Source organism: Bradyrhizobium sp. LTSP849 (assembly GCF_000938255.1).
Taxonomy (GTDB): domain Bacteria; phylum Pseudomonadota; class Alphaproteobacteria; order Rhizobiales; family Xanthobacteraceae; genus Bradyrhizobium.
Map to the genome: position 1 here is coordinate 231,134 of NZ_JYMR01000053.1, position 19,221 is coordinate 250,354.

Sequence of the window (19,221 nt, forward strand, 5' to 3'; positions counted from 1 at the left end):
TCAACCGATTGGCGCAACACTCCAAGATGGAGTGTGGATATGAAACGACGCCGTCAGTTCTTGGTCGCGCTCTCCATGATCTTGTCCATCGCGTCGCTGACCGTAAAACTCGCCGCCTTGGCACGCGGTGGAAACTCCTTGAAGCTCTCCAGGTATCTGGCAACGACGGCCTGCGCCGGAACCAGCAGGAACGAGCGACGTGCGAGCCAGTCGCCGTAATAGATGCTGGTCGTACTCCGCTCAAAGGGGTCGGCACGGAGATTGTACAGGTTCGGCATACGCAGCTTCGTAAACTGGCCTTGCCAAGGCCCAACGGGCACCTTGGGGTTCACCTCGTTGTTCTGCTCCATGAAGGCGATCTTCCAGTCTCGAACCCGGATGGCCATCAGGTCGCCGTCGTCGCTCCAATAGAGGAATTCCTGGCGGGGCGATTCTTTTGCGTCGCCCTTGAAATATGGCAACAGGTTCGTGCCATCGAGATAGACCTTGAAGGTCCTGCCGTTCATCGTGTGGCCCGTCCGGATCTTCTCAACCAGGTCGGGTTCGCCCGCAGCGGCGGCGAAAGTCGGGATGAAGTCTTCGTGTGCACACACGTCGTTGACGATCGTGCCCGGCTTGATCACACTTGGCCACCGGATCAGGCAAGGAACGCGGAAGGCGCCCTCCCAATTGGTGGCCTTTTCGCCTTTGAAGGGCGTTGCGCCGCCGTCGGGCCACGTGAAAACTTCGGCACCGTTGTCGGTCGTGTAGACGACGATGGTGTTGTCGGCGACGCCGAGGTCGTCAACGAGCTTCAGGAGTTCACCGACGTGCCCGTCGGTCTCCACCATGCCGTCAGGGTAGAGGCCGAGCCCGGTTTTGCCCTGAGAGGCCTGCTTCAAGTGCGTGAAGACGTGCATCCGCGTTGAATTGAAATAGCAGAACCAGGGTGTTCCAGCCTGTTGTTGACCGCCGATGAAGTCCTTGGCCGCCGCCAGGAACTCCGTGTCTACCGTCTCCATGCGCTTGGTATCTAACGGCCCGGTATTTTCGATGATCTGTTTGCCCACGCGACCAAAGGCAGGATCAACAGTCGGATCGTCGCGATCACTCGCCTTGCACTTGAGAACGCCGCACGGCCCGAACTTGCCGCGGAAGCGGGGGTCCTTTGGGTAATCCGCATTCTGTGGCTCCTCCTCGGCGTTCAGGTGATAGAGATTGCCAAAAAACTCGTCGAAGCCGTGCACCGTCGGCAGATGCTCGTTGCGGTCGCCCAGGTGGTTCTTGCCGAATTGGCCGGTGGCGTAGCCGAGCGATTTCATGACGTCGGCGACAGATGGATCGAGCGGATTAAGACCGAGTTCCGCGCCCGGCAAGCCAACCTTTGTCAGACCTGTTCGGATCGGCGACTGGCCGGTGATGAAGGCGGCGCGTCCCGCCGTGCAGCTCTGCTGACCGTACCAGTCGGTGAAGATCGCACCTTCCCTGCCGATCCGGTCGATGTTCGGCGTCCGATAGCCCATGATCCCCATGTTGTAGGCGCTGACGTTGAACCAGCCGATATCGTCGCCCATGATGAAGAGGATGTTCGGCTTCGTGGTCACTGGCGGTGTCGACGCGCCCTGCTTGGATTGCACGGGTGCTGCTTTCTGCGCCTGCGCCAATGCTTCGGAGGTCAAAACGGATGCGGCCACCAACGTTGAGGTGCCGAGCAACAGGCTGCGACGGTCAACCTTTGACGGCGAGTTTGATTGGCTTGGTGTCTTGTTGCTGCCGGTCATTGAGCGCACTCCCATATTGGTCTTGCTGGACGGCTAAGCCCTGGACGGCTGAGACGCATTAAAACCTATGGGTGCGACTTGCGCATATGCAGTTTGTGCCAGCTCGGACCTATTCCGACGTCCGCGGACCGGAAGGGGCCAGCCACTCATCCATCTGAGCAGCCGTCTCCGCTTGCCCAGCCTTCCTCAGAAGCTCGTCGCGGCGGATGCTGGGTGGCATTCCTTCAGCTTGCTTGCGCAAATTCCTCGCCTCCTTCTTCAGGCGATCTCCGAGCGTCGATGATTGCTTGATGCGGCTTCGCATGTGCTGCTCCCTCTATGGGCGGGAGCGCGACTGGCGTTCTCATCACCGGCAACTGCCACGAACCGGGCGGTGACGATTCATAACGCTCCAGGACCGGAACGGTTGCCGCTTCAAGGCGAATTAAGCCAACGTGATTTTCAGAACGAGGCCACTGAGGTGGGAGACAGGCCGCAGAAGGTAGCGCCTCGCCAAATGCAGCACGTCAAGGCCACACGCAAATCGGGACGCTGATATGCGGCCTGCCTCGCGTTGGGGGTCCGGTGTTGACGCGGACTGATCCGGGTTTAAGTAGGACAGACAAATCTTGCAGGGGTGGCGACGTTCGCTGGGCTGGTTCCCGTTGACGCCACCAATGCAGGACACATGACGACATCGCCCCAAGCGACCTCGCCCCGCGCGACCTCGACCGCGGCCTCAGCACCCCATCATCTCGGCATCGTCCTGTTCTCGCTCGCGATGGGCGGGTTTGCGATCGGAACCACCGAATTCGCATCCATGAGCTTGCTGCCGTTTTTCGCCGCCGACCTCAAGATCGACGAGCCGACCGCGGGATACGCGATCAGCGCCTATGCCCTCGGCGTGGTGCTGGGCGCACCTCTGATCGCCGTGCTCGGCGCGCGGTTCGCGCGGCGCACGCAGTTGCTGGCCCTGATGGCCGTGTTTGCACTCGGCAATGGGCTCACCGCGCTTGCGCCAGGCTTTGGCTGGATGATCGCGGCCCGCTTTCTCTCAGGCCTGCCGCATGGCGCCTATTTCGGCATCGCTGCACTGGTCGCAGCCTCGCTCGTTCCCAACGATCGTCGCTCACAGGCGGTGGGCCGCCTGATGCTGGGCTTGACCTCCGCCACGATCGTCGGTGTGCCCCTGGCCAATCTGGTTGGGCAGGCGGTCGGCTGGCGCGCGAGCTTCGGCCTCGTGTCGGTGCTGGCGTTGCTGACGATCCTGCTTTGCGCCCTGTTCGCGCCGCGCGACCAGGCCGGCAGGTCGGATCCGCTGCGAGAGCTTGGGGCGCTGAGAAGCGGACGCGTCTGGATCACGCTGGCGATCAGTGCCATCGGCTTCGGCGGCATGTTCGCCGTCTATACCTATCTTGCGACAACACTGATCGAGGTCACCAAGGTCAGTCCCGCGGTCATTCCCTTCTTCCTGGCCGTGTTCGGCATCGGCGCCACGCTCGGCAATCTGTTCGTGCCGCGTTTTGCGGACCGCGCGCTGATGCCGACAGCGGGCATCATCCTATTGTTTTCAGCCGGCGCGCTGCTGGTCTTTCCGCTTGCAGCCCACAATCCTTGGCTACTGGCGGCAGACGTCTTCGCAATCGGGGCCGGCGTCTCGCTCGGAGCCATCCTTCAGACACGGCTCATGGACGTCGCGGGAGACGCGCAGGCGCTCGCTGCCGCGCTCAACCATTCGGCGTTCAACACCGCCAATGCGCTCGGGCCTTTCCTCGGCGGCCTTGCCATCCGCGAGGGGCTGGGCTGGACGTCGACAGGTCCCGTCGGCGCTGCGCTCGCGCTTGCGGGTTTCCTGATTTGGATCGTCGCCTATCGGGACGCCCGATCGGATCGGGCTGACAACAGCTCTGGAAGCGACGCGGGGTCACCGCAGAACCCTCCCACACGGCCAGCGCCACCGCTGGCGCCGCACGGCCGAAGCCATTCGGATCGTCCCAAGGAACCGGTAACGTAGCGTCTCGGGACGAGCCACGAGATCGCGGTCCGCGTTGGCGCCAACACCGTACGTCCCTACTTGATTGCCTTCTGCATCACGCTATCGACGTAGACCGACTTGGCGTCGGTGTATGCCTCCCGATCTGCTCGATGTTCGGCGGCAAGTCGTCGTTTGATCCGTTCGTAGGTCCGCGCTTCCTCCGGATGCGCGCGCAAATAATCCCTGAAAGCGAGGCGCTGCCACATCTCTCCGTTGGGCTCTGTGACATGCACATGATGGGAACGCTTTGCGCCGAACGGCGGCATGCCCTTGACGAAGAACATTCGATCCTTCTTCGGATTGTCGGCCCAATAGACGTAATCAAGACTTTGAAGCGCGTCGACAAAGGTGGCTTGCGCGACAGCCAATGAACGGACCGCGATCAGGATATCTATGATGGGCTTGGCAGACAGGCCGGATATCGCAGTGCTTCCGAAATGCTCGAGTCCCACGATCAATGATGGATCGAGGACCTTGCGCAACCGCTCGGCCTCTTCGTCAAACAGGAGCGACCATCGGGGATCGTAATCGACGATCTCGACTTCATCCATGCCCTTGGCTCCATGACCGCCCGCCCAGACCCATACGACAAGCGGCGTTGATTTCTACCTAATTCTAGCACGGCCAAACTCGTTGGAATTGTTGAACCGGAATTCTCGTGCAGCACCGCACGAGCGGGCGCTGCCCGTTACCCGGGAAGCTGAGCCTCGATGGCGACCTTGTCGATGACCGACCAAACCGACGCGATCTTGGAGAGTCTGAACTCGTAGAAAACGTTCTCCGCAAACGAGAGCATGCGCCCGTTGACGCTCAGCCCGAGGAATTTCCCCTTTGGGGAGCATCTGAAGGCGAGGCGCGCGGCGACGAACGGGGGAGAGCCGAGCAGAAGCTGGATGTTGAAGCGGAGATCGGGGATGTCCTCGAAGTCCTGGACGAGCATGTCACGGTAGCCGGACAGCTTAAGCGGTCGGCCGTTATGCTCGACCTCGTCATCGACGTATTGCCCGAGTTCGTCCCAGTCCTGTCGGTTCAGGCAGTCGATGTAGGCGCGGTAGAGATCGGTAAGAGACGTAGACGCCAAAACGGAACTCTCCATGGATCGACCTTCCGCTTCCCCCCATTCTTGGCCCAAATCGTGCGGTGCGCAATTCTTGAATTTTGCACCTAAACCAAAGCAAGGCGAAGTACGTTAAGGGGACGGAAACGGACGTTACTGAGAACCGGAATCAAAAGCAGTTAGCGTCTGCTCGCCATAATGGACCACTGCATCACAACCGGCGCGTGGCATTAGCATGAGCAGGGCAAGACCAGCGCGTTGACGGGCGTTGATGCGATGCGTTGGATGTCCGACCGCCGAATGCCGAGGTCGGAAAGTTCGCGGTCGTGCAGTTGCGACAGCTCGGCAATGCACCGCTGACGCTCCCGAGCTACGCGGATCAAACTGAATAAGAAAGCGATACGTCCTGGCTCTCCATTGCGATACTCGCCCGATCCGGCGCGGCCTCCGGACTCACCTTAGCGGCGAGTGCGGAGCAGGCAGCATGATGGTGGTGTGCATCTCCTCGAGAAGAGAACCTCCCTTCGCGAGGAAGTCCTGCCACTCAGGCTCCTTCAACGCATTGGCTCGGGCTTCGGCGCGCGCATTCAAGCTGGGAAATGCCCAGATGTGACAGACCTCGCTCGGCCCTCCGTCGTCGGTATGCCAAAGTCCCACGATCTTCGAATGCCTTTCACGTCCTGGAAGGCCCGTGAGAAATGCATCGATCCACTGAGCGACCGCGCCGTCTTTGACGCGGTAGTTGCGAAGTTCGTAGACATTTCCATCCGACGCCGGCGGCACCGGGCCCACCGCCGCCTTGAGCAAGCGGACCTCCTGGCGGACAATCAGCGGAGAAACCAGCGGAGCGTATTCCGCGGCCCAGCGCTCATTGCTGGTCAGTTCTGCCTGTAGCTGTGCCCGTTCATTGGAATCGCGGTAGCTCCACAGCTGCTTGACCTGGTTCAGCGGACCGATGTCGGTCGACCAATATCCCTCGAGCTTGCCGAAAGCATCTCTGCGGATGTCTTGCTCTAAATTGCTCGCTGCCTTCAGCATGTCGCCGACCGTGCCGGGCTTCAGGGTGTATGTGCTCAATTCATACAGTCTCGTCGCAGCAGCCTTACCGGTTTCCTGCATCTTGTCGTCTCCCAAGGCCTGAGCTGGCGAGGCAGCGCCCGAAAGGGGCAACGCCTGGTCCGCTGTCGCGAGCGTCGATCATCCTTGCGTTTATGGCGCCGGCCGTCCGATAATTGAAATCGATAGGTCATATACGAGGTATCATTTTGATGGATATCAAGGGACATAACCTTCCCCTGCTCGTGTCGCTTCGGATCATGTTGGACGAAAAGAACATCACGCGCGCTGCCGCGCGTCTGGCGATCAGTCAGCCGGCCCTGTCGGCGCAGCTTGCGCGGCTGCGCGACATCTTCGGCGACGAGTTGCTGACACCTGCCGCATCGGGCAAGGGAATGGTCCTGACACCGCGCGGCGCGGAGCTTCGCGAGCCGCTACGGCTCGCCTTGCAGCATCTGGAAGACGTCCTCAGGAAGCCTGATGTCTTTGACCCCGCGAGCTCCGATCGCACCTTCAACATCTGCGCCAATGACAACGCCACCGCAATCGTCGGATCGCGCCTGATCTCGTTGATCCGTGGCGAGGGCTTTTCGCAGATCCGCCTCGCCTTTCGAGGCGTGGATTCTGCGAAACTCAGCGATCAACTGGAAAGCGGCGAAATCGACATCGCCCTGGTCTCCAGGAATGCCGTCCCCAACATCATGCCTCACCAGCCGTTGCTGGACGAGGAATTCATGATGGCTCAACGCAAGGATCATCCGCGCGGTCTGCGGCGGCCAACTGTCAGAGACTACGTCAAGCTCAGTCATCTGATCGTTTCGGGAGATGGCGGCGGATTTCACGGATTCGTCGACGATATTCTGGAGCAACAGGGCCTCAAACGACGCGTCAGCGTTTCAGTTCAACATTACAGCGTCGTGCCTCTGATCCTTCAGACCACCGACCTGGTCAGCACGTTACCGAAGAAATTTCTGATGAGGTACGCCGGCATGCTCACCGCATTGCCTCTGCCCTTCGAGACCCGACGGTTCAACCTCCACGCAACCTGGCATTCTCGATTTGACAAGGATCCTGGTCACCTCTGGCTCAGACAGCAACTTGGCCGCTGCGCGTAATCATAGGACCAGGGCCGAAGGCACCACAAGCCAGCGCGTCCCCGCCTTCACACCGGCGTATAAATCACGAGCTTCAGCCCGGGATCGTCGTTGGCCTGGAAGCTCGTGTGCTCGAAATGCAGCACGCCCTTGGTGGGATGGTTCATGGTCTTGCGGCCCGACGCCGTGCTGCGGATCTCGTGCGCCTCCCACCATTTGACGAATTCCGGACTGCCCTGCCGCAGCCGCGCCAGCAATTCCGCAAACGCCGGATCGCCCGCCCAGACGTCGTGGGTGGCGCGAAACATCGCCACCATGCCCTTGGCCACGTCGGCCCACCCGGCACCGTAGGATTTTCGCGTCTGCTTGTTGGTCATCATCAGGATCAGCGTGTTGCGATCTTCTTCCGGCAGCCGTCCGAACGCAAAAACCTCCTCTGCGGCAGCATTCCAGGCCAGCACGTCCCAGCGCCGCCCGGTGATGTAGGCCGGCTGATTCAGACTCTCGATCATGCGCCGGATGGGCGGCGGGACGATTTCGGGCGCGAATGGACGTCTGTCACCGTCGCGCGCGAGCGCCTTCAGATGCGCATGCTCGGTCTTCGTCAGACGTAGCGCGCGGGCCAGCGCGTCGACGGTGGTGACCGACGGGCTGACGGTGCGGCCCTGCTCGAGGCGGATGTACCAGTCGACCCCGATGCCGGCGAGCTGCGCCACCTCCTCGCGCCGGAGACCTGCGGTTCGTCGCCGCTGGCCTGCGGGAAGCCCGACGGTCTTCGGCGACAGCTTTTCGCGGCGCGACCTGAGGAAGTCACCGAATTCGACGCGGCGTGGGTCGGCCATGATGACTGCCTCGATGGAGGGTCCGGACAATACTAGGATAATACCAGGCCTTCCTAGCCCTGCAAAGGCGGCGCATATTGGTTTCACCCGACTTTGAGGTGAACATCATGAAAGCTGCCGTACTTAAATCCTTCGGATCGCCGCTGGTGATCGAGAATGCCCCGGAACCGGTGCTCGGCACCGGCGAGGTCATCGTCGACGTCGTCGCCACGCGCGTGCTGTCCTACATGAACGAGGTCTTCAGCGGCGAACGCAATTACGCGCTCGAACTGCCGATCATCCCGGGCCCGGGCGGCATCGGCCGGGTGCGCACGATTGGCCCGGACGCAACCAAGCTCGAAATCGGCGACTGGGTGTTCTGCGACCCGACGGTGCGGTCGCGCGACGACGCGGTCGCGCCCGATATCGCCCTGCAAGGTTTAACGGCCGCCGGTCCCGGCGGCATGCGCCTGCAACAGCATTTTCGCCACGGCTCGTTTGCCAAGCAGATGCGGGTGCCGACCGAGAACGTCAAGCGGCTCGGCCAGATCACATCCGAGGAGGCCACGCAATGGTGCGCGCTGGGGACGCTGCTGGTGCCCTATGGCGGCTTTCTCGCCGCCAACCTTCAGCCGGGCGAGACGGTGCTGGTGAGCGGCGCCACCGGCAATTTCGGCAGCGCGGCGGTGTCGGTCGCACTCGCGATGGGCGCGGCCTGCGTGGTGACGCCCGGCCGCAACGAAACAATCCTGGCCGATCTCGTTCGCCGCTTCGGCGCGCGGGTGAAGCCGGTCAAGCTCACCGGCAATGAGGACGACGACCGCGAGGCGATGAAGCGCGCGGCACCTGGCCCGATCGATTGCGTGTTCGACATCATGCCGCCCTCGGTCAGCACGGCGGTGGTGCGCGCGGCGATCATGACGGTGCGCGCTTACGGCCGGGTCGTGCTGATGGGCGGCGTCGGCATGGCCGGCGGCGCGGGCCTGGAGCTGCCCTACCCCTGGATCATGCGCAACTGCATCAGCATCCACGGCGTCTTCATGTACCCGCCGGATGCGGCGAACCGCCTGATCTCGCTGGTGCGATCCGGGTTGCTGCGGCTGGAGGAGTACGAGACGACGGCGTTCGATCTCGACCATGCCAATGACGCCGTGACGCACGCCGCGGCCAATGGCGGGCCATTCAAATTGACGGTGATCCGGCCGTAACCGGCCTGGCCGCTGCGGCGATGCGCCGTCGCAGCGGGTTTGCCTGATCTATCAGATGGCTGGAAGACGTCACCCCGATCGAAGCCGGCAACGGCCGGCTACTGTGCATGGGGTTGTTTTCGACTTTTTTAGTCGAGCTCGACCACTTGGCCGTTCGACAGCGACACGCGCCGGTCCATGCGGCCGGCGAGCTCCATGTTGTGGGTCGCGATCAGCATCGACACCTGCGTGGCCTTCACGAGCTGCATCAGGGCCTGGAACACGTGGTCCGCGGTGTGCGGATCGAGATTGCCGGTCGGCTCGTCCGCAAACAGCACCCGCGGTGCATTCGCCACCGCGCGCGCGATCGCAACGCGCTGCTGCTCACCGCCCGACAGCTCGGCGGGGCGATGGGTGATGCGGTCGCCGAGGCCGAGATAGCCGAGGATTTCCTTGGCGCGCTTGACGCTCTCGGATTTCTTCAGGCCGCGGATCATCTGCGGCATCATCACGTTCTCCAGCGCCGAGAACTCCGGCAGCAGCCGGTGCGACTGGTAGACGAAGCCGATATCGGTGCGGCGAAGCTGGGTGCGCTCGATGTCGGGCAGTTGCGAGGTCGGCGCGCCGTTGACGTAAACCTCTCCGGAATCGGGGGCTTCGAGCAGGCCCGCAATGTGCAGCAGCGTCGACTTGCCCGAGCCCGACGGCGCCACCAGCGCCACGGATTGTCCCGCCCACAGCGCGAGCTTGGCGTTGTCGAGGATCGTCAGCGCCGCCTCGCCCTGCAAGTACTGCCGCTTTATCTCGTGGAGATAAATGACCGGTACATCTTCCGCTCCATGCTGCTGCTCCATCACCCCCTCACTCATACCGCAGCGCTTCGACGGGATCGAGGCGCGCGGCGCGCCACGACGGATACAGCGTCGCAAGGAACGACAGCGTCAGCGCCATGACGACGACGGCCGTGGTCTCGCCGACATCGATCTCCGCGGGCAGTTTTGAGAGGAAGTAGAGCTCTGGCGAAAACAATTCGGTGCTGGTGAGCCAGGACAGAAACTGCCGGATCGATTCGATGTTGAGGCATATCACGAGGCCGACGACGAACCCGACCAGCGTGCCGACCACGCCGATCGAGGCCCCCGTGATCAGGAAGATCCGCATGATCGAGCCTTGCGAGGCGCCCATCGTGCGCAGGATCGCGATATCGCTGCCCTTGTCCTTCACCAGCATGATCAGGCCGGAGACGATGTTGAGCGCCGCGACCAGCACGATCATGGTCAGGATCAGGAACATCACGTTGCGCTCGACCTGGAGCGCATTGAAGAAGGTCGAGTTGCGCTGCCGCCAGTCGACCAGGAACACCGGGCGGCCGGCGGCCTCCGTCACCGACTTGCGAAACGAGTCGATCTTATCGGGATTGGTGGTGAACACCTCGATCGAGGTGACGTCGCTGCTGCGGTTGAAATAGGCCTGTGCTTCGGCCAGCGGCATGAAGACGAAGCCGAGATCGTACTCGGACATGCCGATCTCGAACACCGCGACGATCTTGTACGGTTTTATGCGCGGCGTGGTGCCCATCGGCGTCACCGCGCCCTTCGGCGCCACCAGCGTCACGCTGTCGCCGGCATGCAGCGACAACTGGTCGGCCAAGCGCCGGCCGATGGCGACACCCTGCCCGTCGTCAAAGCCCTCGAGCGAGCCCTGCTTGATGTTCTTGGCGATCGAGGTGAGGTTGTTGAGGTCGTCGGAGCGGATGCCGCGCACCAGCACGCCCGAGGCGTTCCAGGGCGAGGACGCCAGCGCCTGGCCGTCGACGACGGGGGCAGCCAACCGGATGCCCTGGACCTGACTGATGCGCTCGGCGACATCCTTCCAGTCGGTCAGCGGCGATTCCAGCGGCTGGACCAGGATATGGCCATTGAGGCCCAAAATCTTGTCGAGCAGCTCTTTGCGGAAGCCGTTCATGACGGCCATGACGATGATCAGGGTCGCCACGCCCAGCATGATGCCGAGGAAGGAGAACCCGGCGATGACCGAGATGAATCCCTCCTTGCGGCGCGCCCGCAAATAGCGCGCCGACAGCATCCACTCGAAGGGCGCAAAAGGCGCGGTCTGCACGGTTTCGGTCATGGTTTCATCCATCGCTTGATAATCCCATGATTCGGGGTCAATTGTGGCCGGATTGCCGGCCCATTATCGCGCGATGAACACTATTCAACCGACCAGGCGAGCAACCGCGTCCGCCGGGGACATTGTTTCGCGTGAGCCGTCGCTGCGCCGCTTGAGCTCGACCTTGCCGTCGGCCAGCCCCTTCGGTCCGATCATGATCTGCCAGGGGATGCCGATCAGGTCGGCGGCTGCGAACTTGGCGCCGGCGCGCTGGTCGGTGTCGTCGTAGAGCACGTCGACGCCTTTGGCGGAGAGCTCGGCATAGAGCTTCTCGGAGGCCGCATCGACCGCCGCGTCGCCCTGCTTGAGGTTGAGCACCACGGCGCGGAACGGCGCCACGGCTTCCGGCCATTTGATACCGGCATCGTCATGGCAAGCTTCGATGATGGCACCAAGCAGGCGCGAGACACCGACGCCATAGGAGCCACCATGGATCGGCACGTCGACGCCGTCGGGACCCGCCACCATCGCCTTCATGGGCTCGGAATATTTGGTGCCGAAATAGAATATCTGGCCGACCTCGATACCGCGGGTATTCAGCCGCTTGTCTTCCGGCACTTCCTGCTCAAACCGCGCGGCGTCATGGACGTCCTCGGTCGCAGCGTAGACCGAGGTCCATTGCTTGATGATCGGCGTCAGATCGCCATTGTAGTCGACATCCTCGCCCGGCACCGGCAGGTCGAGCACATCGCGATTGATGAACACGCCGGATTCGCCGGTCTCGGCGAGCACGATGAATTCGTGGCTGAGATCGCCGCCGATCGGGCCGGTCTCGGCGCGCATCGGGATCGCCTTCAGCCCCATCCGCGCAAACGTGCGCAAATAGGCGACGAACATCTTGTTATAGGCGACCCGCGCGGCTGCCTCGTTGAGATCGAAGGAATAGGCGTCCTTCATCAGGAACTCGCGGCCGCGCATCACGCCGAAGCGCGGACGCTGCTCGTCGCGGAATTTCCATTGGATGTGATAGAGATTGAGCGGCAGGTTCTTGTAGGACTTCACATAGGCGCGGAAGATCTCGGTGATCATTTCCTCGTTGGTCGGCCCGTACAGAAGCTCGCGCTTGTGGCGATCGGCGATGCGCAGCATCTCCGGGCCATAGGCGTCGTAGCGGCCGCTCTCGCGCCAGAGGTCGGCGAGCTGGAGCGTCGGCATCAGCAGCTCCAGCGCGCCGGAGCGGTCCTGCTCTTCGCGCACGATCTGCTCGATCTTCTTCAGCACGCGAAAGCCGAGCGGCAGCCAGGCGTAGATGCCGGCGGCTTCCTGCCGGATCATGCCTGCGCGCAGCATCAGCCGATGCGAGACGATCTCCGCCTCTTTCGGATTTTCCTTCAGGATGGGCAGAAAGAACCGCGACAACCGCATGGCAACACTCGAAGAATCAGCGACGGGTTGCAGTGAAACCGGATTGGGAGCGAAAACACAAGACCGGGAATGAGGAAAAGCCGCTAACGCGGCGGAATTCCTGTCATTTTTCCGTCGACTTCAGGTTCAGCTTGAACCGCGCGGACCTCAAGGCGCCGCGATCTCGAGCTCGTCCTCGAGCGTGATCTTCTCGAAGTCCGTCACCAGCGCATCGATCCGCACATGCCAGCGGCCGGCGAAGGGAAGCTCGACCTTGCGCACGTGCCAGTAGCCGTCCGATCCGAGCTCGGCGTCGCGCTCGATCGGCTCGATGCCGCGCTCCGGCAGGCTCAGCGTCAGCGTCGCCTCCTTGGCTTTCAGCGGCGTCGCCTCTCCCGTCATGAGCTGAAGCACGAAATCGTCGATGCCGGCCTTGCCCGGCGACACCAGCACCTGGAACATCGCCTTGTCGGTGTGAATGTGGATGGCCAGCGGCGTCTCCGGAACGATCGTTCGCGGCGGCGGTGTGAAGCGCCAGCCGGCAACGACGGCGAAGATGCCAAGCGCGGCCCCGCATTCGAACAGGATCGAACGTTTGAGCACGGACGCAGCCTTTTGATCCTTCGCCAGCGCAGGCGTCAGCCGGAAGCGGTTGAGTGCAGCAAGCCCCAGCAGGGACAAGACCAGCGCGAGCTTGAACGAGAGGATGAGGCCGTAACTGGTCTCGACCAGTGCCGACAGCTTTTCGAGCTGGATGATCGCAAGCAGCAGGCCGGTCAGCGCCAGCACCGCGACGACCGGCATGGCGATGCGCGAGAAGCGGTTCAGGACTGGCAATGTCGCCGCCGTCGGTCTCGACACCAATACTGTCAGCGGCGCCAGCGCGCCGATCCAGAAGGCGACGCCGAGGCCATGGAGGAAGATCGCCGGCCGCGTCAGCACCTCAGGCGGCGCCGTCGCGGCGTGCCCGGTCATGGCGAGCGACAGGCCGACGCCGGCGAACGCGACGACCGCAAGAGCGCGCGCGTACCACGCGCGGCCCAGCGCCATCAGCGCGAGCAGCATCGCGGCAATGGCAACCAGCAAGGCGGGGCCGGCGCTGGTCGCGAATGAGATTGTCCAGGGAGCCGCCGTCACGAGAGCCGCTGGTGGCAGACCGAGGAGATCGAGGCCCAACACGCCAAGAGAGGCAACAGCGCTCGGGAGGCCAGCAAGGAGCGCGATGCGCGGCACGGTCATGCCCGCCATCGACCACGCAATCCAGCGCGCGAAGAACACGCCGCCGACACCGACGAAGAGCCCGAGATAGAGACCGATCCGCGTGAGCCAGATCAGCGCATTCAGCCCGCCGTCCGCATTGGCCGGCGGTTTCGTGGCTGTCGGCGCGCCGACCGAAAAAATCACCGATCCCGCGACGGGATGACCATCCTGCGAGATCACCCGATAGCTCACAACCGCCGTGCCCTGCGGCAGGTCCGGTGGCATCGCGACCGAGATACTCTCGCCCGAAATGGCGACGCGCGCATCGTCGCGCACCCTGCCGGCGCCGTCGATCAACTGGATCGCGCCTGGCGTCACCGCTTCGTTGAAACGCAGATCGACTTCCTTCGGCGCGCTCTTTAAGAGGCTGCCGCTGGCAGGCTCAACCGCAATCAGCGCCGCATGCGCGAACGCGCCGGTCGAATAGCCGACCAACAACAGCAGTGTCGCGAGCGCAGCGATTAGGCGCATTACGGCTTGGGCAGCAACTTCACGCCCGGCGCCGGGGACTTATCTTCGTGCGAGTGCCCTGCCCCCTCCGCCGGGATTTCGATCCAGCGGCTGACGCCCTTCTCGCATTCCTGCACGACGGGGAAATACAGCGTCGTGTTCGGCTTCAAACTGTCGGTGAGAAAGCTGCTGAGGACGAACTCGTCGTAATTGTGGTCCGGCAGCTTGCCGCCGGACCAGACCACTTCCTTCGCTCCCGCGGACAGCTTGTTGCCGTGATAATCGTATTCACTGGTATATTGGCCCTCGACGACATCGACATTCCAGCCGGCCTTCGGCATCGGCTTCACCGCGATGACGCCTTCGGGGATCTGCACGCGGATCTTGACCGTGGGCGAGCCCGAACAGCCATGCGGGACGGCGAAGACGGCCTTGTAGGACGCGCCGACCGTGGCCTGCTTGCTTTCCAGATAGACGTGCGCCGCCGCAGGCGATGCGGCGAGCGCAGCCATCAGGATCAGCCAGGGTGTCTTCGACATGTTTGGTCTCCCGGGAGTTAGATCGGGCTCGTTACATTTTCATTCCCGAATGATCGGGCATTTTCTTCATCATCATGCTTCCACCACCGGCGGGCGCCTGGGCGCCGACGCCCTGGACGTCGAGAGACACGGCAACCTTGCCCGCCTTCTCGAACTCCAGCGTGACCGGCACCTTCTCGCCCTCCTTGAACGCGCCTTTCAGGTCCTGGAGCATCAGATGATAGCCGCCCGGGGCAAGCTTCACCGTCTTACCCGGTTCGATGACGAGGCCTTTGTCCAGTGGGCGCATCTTCATCACGCCATTGTCCGTCGTCATCTCGTGAACCTCGGCCTTACCCGCGATATCAGCGGAAACGCTGATGAGCTTGTCAGGCGCCGTGCCCTTGTTCTCGATGGTGAGGAAGCCGCCGGCGACCTTGGCGCCGCCCGGCGTCGCCCGGCTCCAAGCCTGGCTGATGACGAGGTCGCCGGCTTTGACATCCTCGGCGCGGACGGGAGCTGCGATCACCACAGCCGAGAGCGCAGCGAGCGCGACGATGCGAGAGAGTGTGTTCATGTCGTTTGCCTTTCTTGTCGCCGTTGAGACCGCCCCATCCGTCAGAACGTATACTTGCCGGCGAGAACGAAAGTCCGTCCCGGGAACGGATGGAACAGGAAGTACTGCTCGTTGAAGAGATTATCGATGCCGAAGTCGAACGCGAAATTCTTCGTCGCGTTGTAGTGGATCTTCAAGTCCACAACGAAAAAGTTATCGAACGCACCATAGACGTGCGGGATGATATCCGAGTTGTCCAGCGTCGAATACTGCTTGCCACTGTAGCGCGCCGCGACCGTATAGGCCCAGCTGTCGTTCGGCCGATAGGTCACGCCGAATTTAGCGCGCCAGTCGGGCACGAAGGGAACGCGCTTGCCGACGACACTGGTCGGACCCTTCCAGCTCGGATCGGAGATGATCCTGGAATCGACGTAGGTGACGCTGCCGAAGAGTTGCAGGCCGCTCACGAGCACATTGTCCTTGTCGGCCGACAATTCGACGCCCTGCATGCGAACGGCTGCAACGTTGCTGACCGCCGTCTGCACCGACTGCGCCCCGCCCGCATCGGTCACCGTGGTCGACTGCGAGATCAGCGCATTGTTGGTCCGTTCCCCGAACACGGTGAGCCGTATCCGCCCATCAACCCAGCGCCGCTCGAGATTGAGCTCGCCGTTGAAATCCTGCTCCGGTGACAAGAGCGGATTGGCCAGATAGGTAACGCCGCCGACACTGATGTTCTGATAGAGCTCGGTCACCGTCGGATAGCGGTAGGCCTCGCCGAAATTCGCAGTAACGTTCCAGTCCTTGTTGGGATCAAACGACAACGACGCCTTCGGCGAGAAATTGGTCGAGGACAGCCCCGGCTGCCACGTCGGCACGGCCGACGTGATGACGCCAGCACTGGTTGCCGTGGTGTTGAGGTTGAAACCCTCGACCGCCTGCCAGTTCTCCAGCCGTCCGCCGAGCGTCAGCTTGACGACCGGCGTGATCTTCCATGCGTCCTGTACCCAGAGCGCTTCGGTGCGCGTCTCGCCAACCCCGGTCGAATAGAGCTGGCCGTTGCCAGTCGAAGGCGCGTTGAACCAGACGGTCGAGGCATAGACCGGATTTTCCAGCCGGTAGCGGTCGCCGTGCACGCCAAAACTGATCTCGTGCGGCCCATCGATCCCGAATGGACGCCAGATGCCCTTTGCATCGGCGTTCTGCCAATTGGTGCCGTCCATCCGCGTCACCTTGCCGTTCAGGGAATAGCCGAGGCCCGGTGACGACGCGACCGTAAAGGGATTGACCAGGGTGTCCTGGAGATAGTTGTAGCTCGACGCCGACAGGTCAAAGTCGAACACGCCTTTGGTATCACTCTTGAGCGAGACAGCGTTGCTCACATGGAGCTGACCCCAGGTGTATTTGCTGCTGGCAAAACTGCTGACGCCGCCGAACGTGGGCAAGCCAGTCGCGGTTGATCTCAGATAGGTTTGCGGATCGGAGGTCTGATGATTGCTCCAGATACCGAACGAATACGTCGCCTGTACAAGCGGCGTGATGTCATAGGCGAGGCGCAGATTGCCCGAAGTCTGCTGCGAATGCGCCAGCACACCTGTGCCGACAACGTTTGCAACACCCCCTGTCTTGTTGAGTGCGGCAAAGCCGCCGGTCGTGCCAGCCGGGAACGTCGCGTTGGTGGTGTACGTCAGCGGTTGCTGAAAGCTATCGAGATAGTTCGCGCTGACGAGCCAGGACAGCTTGCCGTCGCGATTGCCCGCAGCGGCGCTGGTTTGGCTGGTCACGTAGGTGTCCTTGGTGCCGTATTGATTCCACGGCATCACCGAGACCGTCTCTTTGGCCACGGCAAATGGCTTGTCCGGCATCTTGGACGTGATTAGCAGCACGCCGCCAATCGAATTGCCGGGATAAGCCGCCGCGAACGGACCGTTGAGGAAATCGATCCGCCCGATCGCCTCGGGCGAGATCAGGTTCCATTTCGGTGAGGCGCCGGAGTTGTTGTTGCCGATCAGCGCCGAGATCAGGAGATCATCGTAATAGATCAGCGTGCGTGCGCTGGAATTCAGGCCCCAGCTTCGCGTCGCCAGCACGGCTTGGTTGTCGCCGTCGTTGCGCTTCCGCACGAACAGGCTTGGCATATATTTGACGGCGTCTTCGGAGTCCTTGAGGTTGATGGTCTCGTCGGCCTGTTTTGCCGTGATGCTGAAGGAACGCTGCGGCAATTGATAGCGCGCCACGGCCGCCGGCGGATCCAGCGACGCCCGGGCGCTGCCCGCACCCTGGTCATTGGTCGCGGCCACTGGGGCTGCCCGCTCGGCCACCCGCTTTGCCGACGACCGCGAGGCTCCAGCCGTTTGGGCCACAGGCTTGCGCGGCTTGGGCTTCACCGTCACGGGTGCATCGACGGTCACCGCCGGCAGCGCTCTCTCGCTGCTCTCTGCGAAAACGCCGCTCGACGAGGCGAGCAGCGCGGCCGGAACGGCAACGATGCTCACGCCGCGGCGGGCATGACGAGATAACATGGGGCATTCCTGACACCGGCAGTCATCGCCGGCCAATTGACAACAACAATCGCCGGCGGACGGACCGCGGCGACACCGAGGGTCGTCAGGAAAGCTGGGGAGGCCCGCGGGCCTGGGCGCTCGAGCCCTTATGGGGGGCGACGGCGGATGCATCCGCGTCGTGCCACACCACGCGTTCGGCGTGGCGGAAAGGAATGGAGAGTGCGGCCTGCGGCGGCGAATCGAACGACGCGTTGGCCTGCGCCAGGCAACACAGCGCGCACGCACCGGCATGCGCGGTCGGCGCGCCCGTCGGGTCGTTCGGAACGCCCTGCTCGCTCGCGCTGTGACAGATGACGGCGGCAGAAAGCGGATCGGTAACGGCTTGGCCGGCCGCCCAGCAGGCGGCAATCGGCGCCAGCACCTGCATCACCAGCGCGAGCAGGACAACGGGTAGGAATTTTTGCAGCTGTGCGCGCATCCGCCGAACCATTCGTTCGTCTGCTAACTAAACACCGCACCCGCCCCGAGTCGAGGTTACTTCGCCAGCCTTGTTGGGTTGGCGCAAATTTCTCGAAAACTGTGTTCGAACTGCCCGCCCGGCGGTCGGAATTCCGAAATTGAGGCAGCGGCATGATCCCGCCCATCCACAGATATCTTATACTTGTCATATACTTAGGGGACGAAGAGCCCGATCATTTCGTTAACTGCTCTAATTTTGAACAATCGTTGCCGAAAATGATGACAAGTGAGAAAAGTTGATCTAGCATCACTCTTGCTCAGGCTAGCCGCGAGGCCAAAGTCTGGTGGTCCAAGTCTCGGGAGGAGCCCCTGGCGCGCAAAACGCAGCGTCGCCCCGCCAATCAAGATCAAATCTTAGAATCGGGGATAATAGGGTCGACACAATTTTTGAGCGGGGCTAGGGCCCCGCTCTTTTTTTGTCTGCGTGGCTGATGCGCCGATGAATGCTTCTCCCAATCGAATCGAACAGTCTTTCGAGCTTGCGGCGGTGCGCTGCGCGGATCTCACGCCGCTCGTCTACCAACGCCTGTTCAAGGAGCATCCGGAAACGCAACGATGTTCCGCTCGCAAGGCAGCGAGCTCGTGAAGGGATCGATGCTCGCGCTGACGATCGAGGCGATCCTCGACTTCGCGGGCGCGCGCAGCGGACATTTCCGGCTGATCGCCTGCGAAGTGTCGTCACACGATGCCTATGGCACGCCGCGCGAGCTGTTCATCGCCTTCTTTGCCGTCGTTAGGGATACGCTGCGCGACTTGCTCGGCGATGAATGGTCGCCGGAGATCGCGCAGGCCTGGGACACTTTGCTCGTCGAGATCGACGCCTTCGCTGGCAGCGCAGCGTAACGCTTTGCGCTGCACCAAGACGACGCGGCGAAACCCAACGCGATTGCAGATTGGGTGGCGTGAACTCCT

The 19,221-nt window shown here is 62.5% G+C and carries 18 protein-coding genes and 1 pseudogene; 4 read left to right on the forward strand and 15 right to left on the reverse strand.

The features are described 5' to 3' along the window. Positions 1 to 53 precede the first annotated feature (53 nt). Both UB31_RS34715 and UB31_RS34720 read right to left on the reverse strand, forming a co-directional pair. A complete protein-coding gene (locus UB31_RS34715; RefSeq protein WP_045014085.1) occupies positions 54 to 1,760 on the reverse strand; it encodes an arylsulfatase in 1,707 nt (568 codons plus the stop codon). 109 nt (positions 1,761 to 1,869) lie between these two features. Next, positions 1,870 to 2,064, reverse strand: coding sequence for a hypothetical protein (locus UB31_RS34720; RefSeq protein WP_045014086.1), 195 nt, complete (start codon positions 2,062 to 2,064; stop codon positions 1,870 to 1,872). Between the two features lie 363 nt (positions 2,065 to 2,427). Here UB31_RS34720 and UB31_RS34725 point away from each other — a divergent pair, with 363 nt between their 5' ends. Next, positions 2,428 to 3,753 carry an MFS transporter gene (locus tag UB31_RS34725; RefSeq protein WP_045014087.1) on the forward strand — a complete coding sequence of 442 codons (1,326 nt, stop codon included), beginning with the start codon at positions 2,428 to 2,430 and terminating at the stop codon, positions 3,751 to 3,753. Positions 3,754 to 3,809: 56 nt separating this feature from the next. Here the strand turns inward: UB31_RS34725 and UB31_RS34730 are convergent, their stop codons facing one another. The 4 genes from UB31_RS34730 to UB31_RS34740 form a co-directional block, all read right to left on the reverse strand. Next, positions 3,810 to 4,325: a GrpB family protein gene (locus tag UB31_RS34730; protein WP_045014088.1), complete on the reverse strand. Its 516-nt coding sequence runs from the start codon at positions 4,323 to 4,325 to the stop codon at positions 3,810 to 3,812. 137 nt (positions 4,326 to 4,462) lie between these two features. Further along, the gene (locus tag UB31_RS34735; RefSeq protein ID WP_502691306.1) at positions 4,463 to 4,855 is read right to left on the reverse strand and encodes an ester cyclase; all 393 of its coding nucleotides are present in this window, start codon (positions 4,853 to 4,855) and stop codon (positions 4,463 to 4,465) included. 206 nt (positions 4,856 to 5,061) lie between these two features. Beyond that, positions 5,062 to 5,214 (reverse strand): DUF1127 domain-containing protein, encoded by a 153-nt coding sequence (locus UB31_RS40910; protein ID WP_156175687.1) that lies wholly within the window; start codon positions 5,212 to 5,214, stop codon positions 5,062 to 5,064. 70 nt (positions 5,215 to 5,284) lie between these two features. Continuing rightward, positions 5,285 to 5,950 carry an NIPSNAP family protein gene (locus tag UB31_RS34740; protein WP_045014090.1) on the reverse strand — a complete coding sequence of 222 codons (666 nt, stop codon included), beginning with the start codon at positions 5,948 to 5,950 and terminating at the stop codon, positions 5,285 to 5,287. A 149-nt stretch (positions 5,951 to 6,099) separates the two neighbouring features. Between UB31_RS34740 and UB31_RS34745 the strand changes: the two genes are divergently transcribed. After that, positions 6,100 to 7,002 (forward strand): LysR family transcriptional regulator, encoded by a 903-nt coding sequence (locus UB31_RS34745; protein WP_045014091.1) that lies wholly within the window; start codon positions 6,100 to 6,102, stop codon positions 7,000 to 7,002. Positions 7,003 to 7,049: 47 nt separating this feature from the next. Here UB31_RS34745 and UB31_RS34750 read toward each other — a convergent pair whose 3' ends face one another. Then, positions 7,050 to 7,823 carry a helix-turn-helix transcriptional regulator gene (locus UB31_RS34750; protein WP_045014199.1) on the reverse strand — a complete coding sequence of 258 codons (774 nt, stop codon included), beginning with the start codon at positions 7,821 to 7,823 and terminating at the stop codon, positions 7,050 to 7,052. A 107-nt stretch (positions 7,824 to 7,930) separates the two neighbouring features. Between UB31_RS34750 and UB31_RS34755 the strand changes: the two genes are divergently transcribed. Further along, entirely contained in the window at positions 7,931 to 9,010 is a 1,080-nt protein-coding gene (locus UB31_RS34755) for a zinc-binding dehydrogenase (protein ID WP_045014092.1), read from the forward strand. Positions 9,011 to 9,138: 128 nt separating this feature from the next. On the opposite strand, the gene UB31_RS34760 is transcribed toward UB31_RS34755, so the two are convergent. The 8 genes from UB31_RS34760 to UB31_RS34795 form a co-directional block, all read right to left on the reverse strand. Beyond that, entirely contained in the window at positions 9,139 to 9,843 is a 705-nt protein-coding gene (locus tag UB31_RS34760; protein ID WP_045014093.1) for an ABC transporter ATP-binding protein, read from the reverse strand. A gap of 7 nt (positions 9,844 to 9,850) precedes the next feature. Next, the gene (locus tag UB31_RS34765) at positions 9,851 to 11,131 is read right to left on the reverse strand and encodes a lipoprotein-releasing ABC transporter permease subunit (RefSeq protein WP_045003076.1); all 1,281 of its coding nucleotides are present in this window, start codon (positions 11,129 to 11,131) and stop codon (positions 9,851 to 9,853) included. A gap of 72 nt (positions 11,132 to 11,203) precedes the next feature. Beyond that, positions 11,204 to 12,523 (reverse strand): proline--tRNA ligase, encoded by a 1,320-nt coding sequence (proS, locus tag UB31_RS34770; protein ID WP_045014094.1) that lies wholly within the window; start codon positions 12,521 to 12,523, stop codon positions 11,204 to 11,206. A gap of 147 nt (positions 12,524 to 12,670) precedes the next feature. Next, complete coding sequence (locus tag UB31_RS34775; RefSeq protein WP_045014095.1) at positions 12,671 to 14,233, reverse strand: copper resistance CopC/CopD family protein; 1,563 nt, start codon at positions 14,231 to 14,233, stop codon at positions 12,671 to 12,673. Beyond that, positions 14,233 to 14,751: a YcnI family copper-binding membrane protein gene (locus tag UB31_RS34780; protein WP_045014096.1), complete on the reverse strand. Its 519-nt coding sequence runs from the start codon at positions 14,749 to 14,751 to the stop codon at positions 14,233 to 14,235. The genes UB31_RS34775 and UB31_RS34780 overlap by 1 nt, the downstream gene beginning before the upstream one ends. A 31-nt stretch (positions 14,752 to 14,782) precedes the next feature. Further along, positions 14,783 to 15,307 carry a copper chaperone PCu(A)C gene (locus UB31_RS34785; protein WP_045014097.1) on the reverse strand — a complete coding sequence of 175 codons (525 nt, stop codon included), beginning with the start codon at positions 15,305 to 15,307 and terminating at the stop codon, positions 14,783 to 14,785. Positions 15,308 to 15,348: 41 nt separating this feature from the next. Further along, the gene (locus UB31_RS34790; protein ID WP_045014098.1) at positions 15,349 to 17,808 is read right to left on the reverse strand and encodes a TonB-dependent receptor; all 2,460 of its coding nucleotides are present in this window, start codon (positions 17,806 to 17,808) and stop codon (positions 15,349 to 15,351) included. An 85-nt stretch (positions 17,809 to 17,893) separates the two neighbouring features. After that, complete coding sequence (locus UB31_RS34795; RefSeq protein ID WP_197090884.1) at positions 17,894 to 18,268, reverse strand: DUF2946 family protein; 375 nt, start codon at positions 18,266 to 18,268, stop codon at positions 17,894 to 17,896. A gap of 480 nt (positions 18,269 to 18,748) precedes the next feature. On the opposite strand from UB31_RS34795, the pseudogene UB31_RS34800 reads away from it, so the two are divergent. Further along, positions 18,749 to 19,152, forward strand: a pseudogene (locus UB31_RS34800) (globin). Positions 19,153 to 19,221 lie beyond the last annotated feature (69 nt).